The following is an 11,525-nucleotide window of genomic DNA, read 5'->3' on the forward strand; positions in this document are numbered from 1 at the left end:
GGTGTCCTTTGCTGTATCAGTGTGCGATATCAATACGTTATTCCGATGCTATGGGTGTATCGGCTGAGCTTTTTGCCTGTTCAACCCGATTACGTCCATTTTGTTTCACACGGTAAAGCGCGGCATCCGCACGGGCGAGGGCACCGTCGGGCCGTTTGTCGTTGGCCGATAGCATGGCTATGCCGACGCTGGTGGTGATACGGATCGTTTCCCCTTCCGCTTGTACGCGCATGGCCTCGACAGCGGCCCGCACTTTTTCTGCCACATGAGCGCTACCGCTTTGGTCGGTATCTGGCAGCAAAATGGCGAACTCTTCGCCGCCTAGGCGACCGAATACGTCATTCTCGCGCAAGTTGTCGTCTATCGTGTTGGCAAACGTTTTGAGAATGTCATCGCCCGCCGCGTGGCCGTAGATGTCGTTGACGTGCTTAAAGTGATCGATATCCAGCACCAATATGCTGGTGTAATAATCGTTACGCCGTTTGACCCGGCCGTATTCGCTGTCCATGGTTTCCATGAAGCTGCGGCGGTTGAAAAGCCCTGTTAAGGGATCGCGCATGGCAAGCGTGCGCAGCTGCTCTTCCATTTCCTTGCGAGAAGAGATGTCTTGCAGGATGCCCACCATTCGCTCCGGGTTGCCTTCTGCATCACGGCTGACTAAATGACCGGACTCAAATACCCAGACCCAGTGCCCTTGTTTGTGCTTGAGTCGGTACTCGCTTTCATATCGCTTCTCTTCACCCTTCACATGGCGCTTGAGCGCCTCATCGATAGCGTCAGTATCGTCAGGGTGCGTTCGCGTCATCCACTCCGATAATGTTTGCGGCGCGGTGTCATCATCTACATTGAATCCTACGTTTTTCCGCAAGCGCTCGCTGGTGTAGCAGGCATCCGTTTTTAGGTTCCACTCCCAGATACCTAGGCCGCCTCCTTCGATGGCCGCTGTCATCAGCTCTTCGGACTCTTTTAAGCGCCGTTCGAGCTGGTGGCGCTCCATGGCGTAACGCATCGCACGTAAAAGCGCGTCCGCTTCGACATTATTTTTGATCAGGTAATCTTGGGCCCCCGTCTCCAGTGCTTTAAGTGAAAAGTCCATATCATCGTGGCCGGTCAATACCACAATGGGTATACCGCGCGCCATTGCTTTGCAGCGTGAGATGGTGTCAAGCCCACTAGAGTCAGGCAGGTTCAGGTCGAGCAGAATGACGTCAGGAGCCGACGTTGTCGCTCTAAGGTGCGTATTGAGTTCTTCCAGGCTGGTGAACCAGTGGACCTCGTGATCTCCTTTAGAAAACTTCAGGCTATACTGGATTAAACCGGCATCGCCTGGCTCATCCTCAACCAGTACGACGGATAATTTTTGCATCATGGTTACCTATAAGAAATCGTGTCCTAATCGGGCCGCTTAACCAAGCTGAACCAGTAGCCGACTAACCGCTGCATGTAGTGCGTGAAGTCATCAATGCTGCTTGGCTTGACCACATAGCCTGCCGCCCCGAGGGCATAGGCACGGTCAACATCCCCTTGCGATGCCGATGTGGTCAATACCACCACGGGAATTGAACGCAGTCTCTCTTGCCCTTTGGCCTGCTCAAGAAAGGTAAAGCCATCCATCCTTGGCATGTTGAGGTCCAGCAGGATAAGGTCGGGCAGCGTGCCTTCTTTTTGGCGCGTCGCTAGCCATTCCAGCGCGCTTTCGCCCGTTTCTGTATGCGACAGGGCGATATCTTCCGCAATATCGCGAAACACCTTCTGCGTGATGTAGGCATCAGCCTGGTCATCTTCGACCAATAGCACGCTATTTGCCTGACTCATGGTTTGTATCCTTGGAAAACAATAGAAGAAACACGGTACCGGCGGGGCCACTGGCATCGACGGTGATGTCGCCATCGACTTGGCGCATGATTTGGCGTGCCATGCTCAATCCCAAGCCGATACCCGGGTAATGATCGCTTGTCACCAGGCGCCCGAACAGGGAAAAGGCTTGTTGATGATGCTCGGGCGCCATACCCACGCCGTTATCTTTTATGTACACCCTGTTACGCTCGGTATCTTCAGCTGCCCAAATTTCGACAAAAGGTACCCGTTCGGGATGGCGATAGCAAAGCGCGTTGTCAACGAGAAGTGTGAATAAGGTGCCGAGGTGTGATGCGTCAGCCTGTACGCGCGGCAATGTCGCCACATAGATGTTGGCGTTTACCCGATTGATGCGTTCATGCATGGCGGGCTCGGCCAACACTTTATCTATCACCTTGTTTAAATTGACCGGCTCGATGCGTGGTAGCGTGCGCGATAGTTCTAAATAGCGCCGAGCTCCATCCACTAACGCAGATAGGCGCGTAGATTGTTGGTGAATAAAGTCTGCCGCTTGGCGATCTTCGTGCTGACAGGTATCAGACGCTTGCAACTGTTGAGAGAACAACATGAGGCGCCTTGAAGGCTCCTGAAAGTGGTGCGTCATGACGTAGCCCAGGCGTTCCATTTCGTGCGCGTAGCGTTTGAGCCGTGTTTCCCGGCGTTTAAGCTGCTCGGACATGGCGTTGACAGCGTCGGCAAGTTGCCCTAACTCATTGTTGGGGAACGTGTCGGTCATCGGGCGTTTATCGCCATAACTGATACGGTTGACACCATGCATCAGCTGATTAAGCGGTGCCACCATAAAGCGGCGCACCAGCCAGAAACTGATCGGCAGTACAAACAGGGCCGTGATCAGCACGGCAAAGAGTACCCCCTGGCGGGTGGCTTGTTGTTCAACGCGATAATGCTCGGACGGATAGTGCAGCATGAAGGTGAGGCCATCTGTGTAGGTACTGCCTACCGTAATACGTCGCCAGAAGCCATCGTTATCGTGTTGCCAGCGTGTTGATGCATCTTTCTGAGTAACCGGCTTCGCTTCCCCTTCTGCCATGAAGGCTTGCTGCTTGGGATGGTAAAGATACGCCTTAACGTTGCTAGGTAGCGTTGTGTGGAGCATCTCATGGGTAAGCTTGCGCGCGAGAACCAGGGTTCCAATGGCGTTTGTTCCCTCAAAGTTTCGATACGACTTAACGAGAAACGGGGTGCCGTCGACAAAGTAATAGCGCTCATTCACCACGTTTTTCGGGTGCCAAGGTGTAATGTCCTGTGGATATCGTAGCGAAGGTGTATCGCTAGTGGCGCTGTTGATAACGAGTTTAGGCTGTGCGTTTTCATAACTGAGAAAACCCGATTCAAAGTGGTGGGCTCCCTGTTGGGCATAGCTGATCAGCTCATTGTTACGATCAAACAGAAAAATGGCCGATGCCGTACCGTTTTGTACCGTATTGAGCAACTGTTCAGCGGCTATCTGCTTTTCGGGATTAAACACAAAGGGTTGGTAGTCTTCAGCCCTTTGGAAGTTGTTAACCAACGCCAGGGTTGCCTGCAAGCTCTCAAGCTGTAACAGCCACTGGCCTTCATCAAATAGCTCTGTCTCTGCCTGCCACAGCACGTCTTTAATACGTTTGACACTCTCATCGATCAGGTCGCTCGCCGTTTGGCGGTGGTAGCTAATTAATCTGTGGTCAATCAGGTAGGCACTGAGTAAAAGAGAGGCGCCTACCGTCACCAAGACAAAAGCAGGTAACTTAAAGGCGAGTGAATTTAGCCATATCAAAAAATAACCTCCACGTCCCTGGCGTTGTCTTTCGTGACCTTAACGGTGGGTAAAAGCAGATGTTTAGGCACGGCTTCATCGTGTAGCAAGCGCACGGCGAGTTCAGCGGCTTTACGGCCCCCTGTTGGGTAAGTGAAACTAACGGATTGTGTGCCATCCAGAATGGCGGTTTTCGCCTCCTGAATGTAGTCGACACCGATAATGGGAATGCGCGAAGGGTCGAGGCCGGCATGCGTCATGGCCATACGAGCGCCCGTGGCCATGCTGTCACTTTGGGCATAAACGGCATCAAATGTTATGCCATCATCAATCACCTGTTGCACGGCGCGCAGCGCATCAACACGTAAGTAGTTCCCTGTTCGCGCTATGATGCGCATACTAGGATACTGTTTGATGACCGTCTCAAAGCTACTGCTGCGCGCTTCCGTCGCACTGGCGCCTTCCACACCTTTGAGCATCAGCACCGTACCGGATTGCCCCAACGCTTCGACGAGGTGTTGGGCGGCAGCATTACCGATGACGGTATTGCTGGGCCTCACAAAGCTGGTGAAACGTTGGCTATCTATTCCCCTGTCCACCAATATCACGGGTACTCCGGCATCATAAACGTCTGCTATTACTTGGCTTAGCACCGCTTTCACTCGGGGACTGACCAGCAACACATCGACTTCATTGGCAAGTCGGCGAATATGCAAAGCCTGTTGAGCCACGCTTCCGTTGGCGAGCGTATCTTGAGCAAAGCCCACGCGCATAGAAGAAAAGGCAGCGTCTTTCGGTGAAGTCGCGAGGCTGGCTAACGGCCACAATAAGCACGATACCAGCATCAAAAAGCAGAGGGAGAAAAACCGAAGCTGCATCATGTTTGCTACCTTTTTACTGCATTGCGCTGGCGTGAGGGTGTTGAGGCAAATTAGTTGTAATCATACTCAACATCTTACTAAGCATCTAATAGCTGAAACCCGCTTAATTTAAACGCTAAGGCGTTTCGTCCCTTAGTACTGAGTAATTAGTGCTTGCGTATTAAGAACCTGTCACACCTAGCTTGCCTGAGAGATAGGCGATGCGGTACATCCACTATTTAACTAATCGAAAAAGCTTAGCCCTCACTCTGAGGCTTTGCGTTTGCACGTATTGTATAAGAAATGTGTGCAGCTACTGTGGACTCAAGGCGGGTATACGGTTGGGCAGGTCTCGAATCGCGTGCCTTCGCATAGGGAAAAACGTGTCTACGCAGAGGCGAATAGCCTGCTAAAGTTAAGCGATAAGCCCGAATAACCCCTCTCATCCCTCATTTTCAGGAGACAGCATGCACGATGATGCTCTGGTTCCTTACGACTTTCACTGCCCCTACTGCGACAGTCCTTTGTCCTTTCTGATCGACACCTCACAGGGCAGCCACATTACGTGGGAAGACTGCCATGAGTGCTGCGCGCCTATCCAAGTGGCGGTCGATATCTCGCCGATCAACGGCGAACTGGAAAGCGTGCGTACCGGCAGCGACGATGACGTGCTTTAGCTCTTTATTAGCTCACTATTTCTAGCGTCGGCGAATATGATGCTGCCTGCGCCAACGAGGAGACGCCTTTCATGAACACCCCTAACGACCCTGAGACGCCATCAGCGTCGGGCGATATGGAGACGGATTACGTCGTTGGCCAGGATAATATAGAAGGTCAGCTAGGTCCCATCGGCTTTGATATACACAACCGCGTTTTTATGATTTCGGCACTGATGTTCTTCATCACCTCGTCAGATTCCGGTTCCTTGGTGATCGATACCCAGCCGTGATCTAAAGGCGCCTAGCCCTTACCTTATCGGCGGGGCCGTTGACGTGACCTTGAGCGATGCCGATGGCTTGCCGTTGAATATGGGCACCCTATTTGACGAGGCCGTGCCAGCGTCTCATACCGCTTACTATGAAATGTTGGATTTACTCAGCAAACATCAGCATCGTGCTCGTCACAACCGGTGGCTGGTGTATGGGCTCATGAGTGATGCCGGCTTTTATTCCAGCAGTTCCTGGTCTAATACTTTGTTTGGTAATGTATTTTTCTTTTTTTGGGTTTTGGAATAAGTTGATTTTTGAAAAGAAAATAGTAATTTGAAGTACGATTGAACGGTTTGACAGCGGTAACTTTTGGTGCCCATATTGATAGAGCTGGAATAAAAAATTCATTAAGCACGAGGGTTAATGATGAAAAAATTAAAAGCATCGCTCTTACCTGCCACGTTGCTGAGTACCATGGTTATCGGCAGCGGATTCGCAACGACGACCTACGCACAAGATCCTTATACCGTCGGTGTAGAGGCCTCCTTTCCACCTTGGGCCTACGTGGAAGGTGGCGAATTTAAGGGGATTGCCATCGATGCGATGGAAGCCATCGCCGAAGAGGCTGGCATGCAGATTGAGTTTCGGGACATGCCGTTTCCGTCGCTCATCCCGGCGCTAGCTGCTGAGAAGATCGATATCCTCGCCACGGGACTCACGGTTACCGAAGAGCGCAGCGAGAATATCGACTTCACCATTCCTTGGTGGGAAACCAACGATGTGGTGCTGGTACCGGAGGATTCAGACCACAACGTGTTCACCGCCGTCTGTTGTGGCGCGCGTATTGGTGTACAGGGTGGGTCTTCCCAGCAGGCCTGGATGGAAGAAAACGTGGTGAATTCCAGCGATATCGACGTCGAGCTGGCCAAATACGACAATTATGTTACTGCCGTTGATGATATGGCGATCGGTCGTATCTCTTCGGTCATCGTTGATGACACCTCGGCTCAGGAATATATCAACGCTGGTAAACCAGTGAAGATGGCCGGAAAAATCTATATCCGTGCTCCCTTGGCGCTGGCAGTGTCCAAGGATGATCCCCAGGAAATATTGGGTGACCTTAACCAGGGCATTATGGCCATCTACGACTCTGGTGAATGGGGTGAAATTGTGAATGAGTACATCCCAGGTGTCACCGTACCCGCCATCCCGGGGCATATGCCTGATTTCGTGGACACTTACCAGAAGCCGGTAGCTGGTCTTCCCGAGCTTGGTAACGAATAAACCGTTGTGATGCTGGGCATCTCACCATTAGGTGAGGTGCCCGCCTTGCTAGGGAAGTCGCCATGGATATATACGACGTATTGTTACGAGATTTTCCCTTCCTGTTGAAAGGGTTGGGGGTTGCCATCGTGCTTTTGGCGGCTCTCCTATCGATCGGCTTTGTGTTGGGCATGGCGATCTGTCTGACGCAGCTATATGGCCCCAAGTCTCGGTTCGTACAGTGGCCGCTGGTGATATACGAGCGCATCTTCAGGGGCGTGCCGATTATCATCATGCTGTTTATCTTCTTTTACGGCATCTCGGGTGTTGTGGATATTTCAGCTTTTGGCGCTGCGATTCTGGCGATGGGGCTTCGCTCAGGTGCCTACCAATCACAGATCTTTCGTAGTGCCTTCCAGTCGGTGCCAGCCGGGCAGATGATGGCGGCTCGCGCTATGGGCATGTCTAAGATGAGCGCTATTCGCAATATCATTTTTCCTCAAGCAGCTAGGCATGCCATTGGGCCTTGGACGAATGAATTCTCTTCAGAGATCAAAGAAACGTCTTTGGCCTATGTCATTGGTGTCGTAGAGCTGACCCGCCAGGCGCACTACATCATTACCAGTACCCAAGGCAATATCCTGACCGTCTTCGCCGTAGTAGCGCTGTTGTATTTCATCCTTAACCGGACAGGCAATAGCCTGCTGTATGCCTTCGAGCGCAAGCTGGCCGTGCCGGGGTTCGAAAAATAACGCTAGAGGGACGCCAAATAATGGCCAACGATCTGATTTTGGACGTGCAGGACGTTAGAAAGGCCTACGACGGTCTGGAGGTACTTAAGGGCATTAGCTTCAGTTTATGCAAGGGTGAAACCAAGGTGTTGATTGGTCCTTCAGGTTCAGGCAAGAGCACCCTGCTTCGATGTATCAATTACCTCACGGTGCCGGATGCTGGGCGAATTTACCTCAACGGTGAGGAGGTTTTAGACACCAATATTGATGCCATACGCGCGCGCATAGGCTTCGTTTTTCAAGACTTTAATCTCTTTTCCCACCTGACGGTGCTCGACAACGTGCGTATCTGCCAGATCAAAGTGAATGGCAAGCGTAAAGACGCTGCCACTGAGCGAGCACATCAGGAGCTTGAGAGAGTCGGCTTAGCTGACAAGGCGGGGGCATATCCGGCCGAGCTTTCGGGTGGCCAGCAGCAGCGGGTTTCCATCGCCCGCGCCTTGGCCATGGATCCAGAGGTACTGTTGTTCGATGAGCCCACCTCAGCGCTTGACCCGGAATTGACCGGTGAGGTGGTTAGGGTGATGCAGCAATTGGCCACAGAAGGCATGACGATGGTTGTCGTGACCCATGAAATGAGCTTTGCCCGCCAAGCCGCCGATGAAATCATCTTCATGGAGAATGGATACATCGTCGAGCAGGGTTCGCCGGAAATCATGTTCACCGATTCCAGGCAAGAGCGGACCCGAGCTTTCCTCAACGTCATCGCAGAGCACGGGTGAGCCATGCTGGAATTTATCGAATTCGGTATCGAGTGGTTGCCTGAGCTGCTCAAGGGCGTGCCGATTACGCTGTCGCTGTGGGTGATTGCCATTACGTTGGGTTTTTTCCTGGGCTTAGTTCTGTGCTGGGCAAGAGTCTATGGCAATCGACTGTTTTATTGGATCAGCACTGTCTACGTGGAGCTTTTCCGTGGTACTCCGATGCTGGTGCAGATGTTTTTTATCTACCTGGGGCTGCCTCACGTGGGTATCGTCTTTGATGCCTTCACCGCCGCCGTGATTGCCATCACTCTTAACAGTGCCGCTTATCAGGCCGAGTATTTTCGTGGTTCGGTGCTTTCGGTACCTAAGGGACAACTGGTCGCGGCAAGGGCTTGCGGCATGACGCAATGGCAGTCGATCCGGCATATCATGCTTCCCCAGGCACTGCGCCGAGTGATTCCTCAGTGGTCCAACGAGGCGATCATCGAACTCAAGTTCACCTCGATCGCCTACACCATTGGTGTGGTAGAAATCACGTCCATTGCCTCGGACATTGGTTCGCGAACCCTGGATTTCTTCCTGGTATTTCTCTGGGCAGGCATCATCTACTTGGTGCTCACCTCAACAGTCGCTAGCTTGCTGGGGCTTCTTGAGCGGCGTACCTACGTACCCGGCGTCACAAATGTGTGAGTTGGCGGTGTAGAACACTGGCATCGCTCAAATCGTTGAGCTCAATGTTTCCCACCGCCTTATGCACCCAATGGCGTCATCGCTTTCCTTCCGACGACGTCTATGCCTTGCGTTGGTGCAAGCGTCGTACTAGGCATCTTATGATGGACTGCTCTCCGCGCAACCAAGGCCCCAGCATCCGCATGGAAAGTGGGATGAATAAGAACACCATTACCGGCGTCAACGCTAAGGTGCTGACTAGCACTTTGGGCACAATCGCCATGCCAGCCAGCAGGCCGCCGAACAGCACCTGGAAGCTCAGCGACACCGGGAAGAATGCCAGCCAAATCGCGATTGCCTGCTTCCAGCGTGGCGGCGTCTGGCCGGTGGCTTCTTGGAACCAGCCATCCAGGCCGATGGCGCGGTGTTCGTGGGGCGCCACATACAGCCCCTCACCGCGAGAGAGCCAGGTCCGACGCGAGGCCGAGTGCTCCCAGGCAGCCATGGTCTGCGCGTCGCGGAAGCGGAAGATGATCTGATACTCGTCGTCGCCTGGCGGGGGGTCTAGCACGCCAGAGCCCAGATAGCCGTCAAAATCGCTGGCCAGCTCGCGGCCTTCTTCCAGCCAGGCAGTAAAGTCGCGGTAGCGGCCAGGGGGGACGCGGCGAGCGACCATCAGCGTCACGGGATTAGGGGACATTGTGTATCTCCTCGTTTGTGGCGCCAGGGTAGGGCGCCGACTCTCACTTAGGCCGGGTAGGCCCTCGTGATGAATTAAGCAAGAAGTATACCACTCTACCTAGCGAATCTCGTTTAGCGTTGAAGCTACCTCTGTCATTGGCGATAAAGAGCCTCGGATTAACGTGTTTTTCGCCCGCCTAGCTTTGTGGCGTGGCTTACTTATTGGCTCCGAGGGGCAAGTGCCATCGAAACGGCCGGGATTGGGCTTTGCTCATCAGGCACCATCGCCGTGTGCGGGATCAAAATGTCGATCAAAAACAGCAAAGTTTTCACAAAGAGGGTGTCAAAAAGACCGAAATAATGGGACAAGTGGGTATGAAAGTGCGTTTTCTTGGCAGGCGAAGAGAGGGGGCAAAGTGAAGCTGCTGCCACACGAATTTGCTGAAAAGGCCCCTGGCGCCTCAGAAGCTGAACAGCGAGAAGCGCCAACGTTTTTTGCCCAGGAGGCATCCGGTTGGCACAACAGAGTTTGGTTGCTGCTTTTTGGGGTGGAAATCGCTCTGGCCGTCCTTTACATCTTCCTACCTTACGGCAGACTTGCCGGTGCCCTCTATATCATTGCCACCGTGCTTGCGGCCGGCAGTGTTTTCTTTGCGGTACGCTTTCGACGACAGCTTTTCTCGCCACTGGCCTGGGGGCTCATCGCTGGTGCGCTGGCCCTCGCCGCCACTGGGCATGGCATCTGGTACTGGCTTGACCTTCATGGTCTAGAGCCTTTTCCGTCACTAGCCGATTTCTTCTATCTTGCCGTCTACCCGTTGTTTGGTGTTGCGCTATGGCAAATCGGGCGCCATGGCCGAGATTACGAGGCGCTGGGTGATGCGCTTATCGTGGGTATTTCGGCAGCCGTGTTGGCTTGGGCCTTGCTAATTGCCCCCTATAGCTATGATCCCAAGCTGACCTCGATGCAGCTGCTGGTATCTGCGGGCTATCCCGTGGCGGATCTCATCCTGCTGCCGTTGATCTTGCGGCTGGTTTTTCTGCAACGGACCCGTATCCCGGCCCACTTCCTGCTGCTCATGGGAATGTTTGCCTATCTACTGGCCGATATTCTCTATGCGTTAGGTAACTCCAAGGGCTGGTATGCGCCGGGGAGTCTTGTCGACGGTCTGTGGCTACTCGCTTATGCGCTTTTTATGGCGGCGGCATGGCATCCTTCTGCGAGGGTTGAGCCCCGCTCTTACAATTGTGACGCCGAGTTCTCAATGAGACGGCTTTACGTTCTGGGTACGGCATCCGTCCTTGTGCCCATGATGATGCTGTTTGCTTCGGGGCCGGAGATGGAAATCGTGCGCGTGGCGGCTATCGGCTCGATTCTTCTCTTTCTGTTGGTCATGTGGCGCATGGCCGGCCTGCTGCAAAGAACGCACCATCAAGCCCAGACACTGGAAACGCTTGCCAGCACTGACCCGCTTACCGGTGCTGCCAATCGCCGCTATTTAGAACAGCAGTTGGCGGTGGAAATGGCTCGCGCCGAGCGCAATCTTTCTTCGTTGGGCCTTGCCTTTCTCGATCTGGACTATTTCAAGCGCTATAACGATACTTACGGGCACTCGGCCGGGGACGTGCTACTTCAGAAGCTGGTAGCCGGCTGGGAGGAAATCCTGCGCACTCAAGACGTGCTGGCACGCTTCGGCGGTGAAGAATTCGTTGTTCTTCTTCCCGATACGACCACCACTCAGTGCCAAGCGGTGCTTGAACGTTTGCGCAACAAGGTGCCCTTTGGTCAGACCTGTTCGGCAGGGCTGGCCATCTTCCAGCCGGGGGAAACCGCCGATGCGCTAATCGGACGTGCTGATGATGCGGTGTATTCCGCCAAACACCGCGGTAGAGACCGTGCCGTGCTCGCCGAAATGAGTCGAGAAAGTCAGTCTGTCATTGAGTAAGTGTTGAATAACCGCTTTTTTGCCGAGTGCGGCTATTTCGCTTCCACCAGTTTTCTGCGACAGGAGCTC

The 11,525-nt window shown here is 53.5% G+C and carries 13 protein-coding genes; 8 read left to right on the forward strand and 5 right to left on the reverse strand.

Annotation, left to right across the window (positions count from 1 at the left end):
* Window positions 1-37: 37 nt before the first annotated feature.
* From HZS81_RS04580 to HZS81_RS04595, 4 genes are read right to left on the reverse strand one after another with little or no spacing between them, the layout of a single operon-like run.
* Window positions 38-1,369 carry a diguanylate cyclase gene (locus HZS81_RS04580; RefSeq protein WP_179929359.1) on the reverse strand — a complete coding sequence of 444 codons (1,332 nt, stop codon included), beginning with the start codon at window positions 1,367-1,369 and terminating at the stop codon, window positions 38-40.
* Between the two features lie 23 nt (window positions 1,370-1,392).
* On the reverse strand, window positions 1,393-1,815 hold the full coding sequence (locus HZS81_RS04585) for a response regulator (RefSeq protein WP_179929360.1): 423 nt from the start codon (window positions 1,813-1,815) through the stop codon (window positions 1,393-1,395).
* The gene (locus HZS81_RS04590; RefSeq protein ID WP_179929361.1) at window positions 1,799-3,634 is read right to left on the reverse strand and encodes a sensor histidine kinase; all 1,836 of its coding nucleotides are present in this window, start codon (window positions 3,632-3,634) and stop codon (window positions 1,799-1,801) included. The genes HZS81_RS04585 and HZS81_RS04590 overlap by 17 nt, the downstream gene beginning before the upstream one ends.
* Entirely contained in the window at window positions 3,631-4,494 is an 864-nt protein-coding gene (locus HZS81_RS04595) for a substrate-binding domain-containing protein (RefSeq protein WP_179929362.1), read from the reverse strand. Before HZS81_RS04595 ends, HZS81_RS04590 begins: the two co-directional genes overlap by 4 nt.
* A 446-nt stretch (window positions 4,495-4,940) precedes the next feature.
* On the opposite strand from HZS81_RS04595, the gene HZS81_RS04600 reads away from it, so the two are divergent.
* The 7 genes from HZS81_RS04600 to HZS81_RS04630 all read left to right on the forward strand — a co-directional run bounded on the left by HZS81_RS04600 (window position 4,941) and on the right by HZS81_RS04630 (window position 8,850).
* Window positions 4,941-5,150 (forward strand): zinc ribbon domain-containing protein, encoded by a 210-nt coding sequence (locus HZS81_RS04600; protein WP_179929363.1) that lies wholly within the window; start codon window positions 4,941-4,943, stop codon window positions 5,148-5,150.
* A 71-nt stretch (window positions 5,151-5,221) separates the two neighbouring features.
* Window positions 5,222-5,422: a hypothetical protein gene (locus HZS81_RS04605; RefSeq protein WP_179929042.1), complete on the forward strand. Its 201-nt coding sequence runs from the start codon at window positions 5,222-5,224 to the stop codon at window positions 5,420-5,422.
* Window positions 5,423-5,471: 49 nt separating this feature from the next.
* Window positions 5,472-5,708: a hypothetical protein gene (locus HZS81_RS04610; RefSeq protein WP_194249269.1), complete on the forward strand. Its 237-nt coding sequence runs from the start codon at window positions 5,472-5,474 to the stop codon at window positions 5,706-5,708.
* 117 nt (window positions 5,709-5,825) lie between these two features.
* Window positions 5,826-6,686 carry an ABC transporter substrate-binding protein gene (locus HZS81_RS04615; protein ID WP_179929364.1) on the forward strand — a complete coding sequence of 287 codons (861 nt, stop codon included), beginning with the start codon at window positions 5,826-5,828 and terminating at the stop codon, window positions 6,684-6,686.
* 62 nt (window positions 6,687-6,748) lie between these two features.
* The gene (locus HZS81_RS04620; protein ID WP_089706938.1) at window positions 6,749-7,417 is read left to right on the forward strand and encodes an amino acid ABC transporter permease; all 669 of its coding nucleotides are present in this window, start codon (window positions 6,749-6,751) and stop codon (window positions 7,415-7,417) included.
* Between the two features lie 20 nt (window positions 7,418-7,437).
* Entirely contained in the window at window positions 7,438-8,178 is a 741-nt protein-coding gene (locus tag HZS81_RS04625) for an amino acid ABC transporter ATP-binding protein (RefSeq protein WP_089706937.1), read from the forward strand.
* Window positions 8,179-8,181: 3 nt separating this feature from the next.
* Window positions 8,182-8,850, forward strand: a complete 669-nt coding sequence (locus tag HZS81_RS04630) for an amino acid ABC transporter permease (protein WP_089706936.1) — start codon at window positions 8,182-8,184, stop codon at window positions 8,848-8,850.
* Window positions 8,851-8,950: 100 nt separating this feature from the next.
* Here HZS81_RS04630 and HZS81_RS04635 read toward each other — a convergent pair whose 3' ends face one another.
* A complete protein-coding gene (locus HZS81_RS04635) occupies window positions 8,951-9,529 on the reverse strand; it encodes an antibiotic biosynthesis monooxygenase (protein ID WP_179929365.1) in 579 nt (192 codons plus the stop codon).
* Window positions 9,530-9,926: 397 nt separating this feature from the next.
* On the opposite strand from HZS81_RS04635, the gene HZS81_RS04640 reads away from it, so the two are divergent.
* Complete coding sequence (locus HZS81_RS04640; protein ID WP_206679529.1) at window positions 9,927-11,456, forward strand: diguanylate cyclase domain-containing protein; 1,530 nt, start codon at window positions 9,927-9,929, stop codon at window positions 11,454-11,456.
* The last annotated feature ends 69 nt before the right edge of the window (window positions 11,457-11,525 follow it).

The organism is Vreelandella salicampi (assembly GCF_013415105.1).
GTDB lineage: Bacteria > Pseudomonadota > Gammaproteobacteria > Pseudomonadales > Halomonadaceae > Vreelandella > Vreelandella salicampi.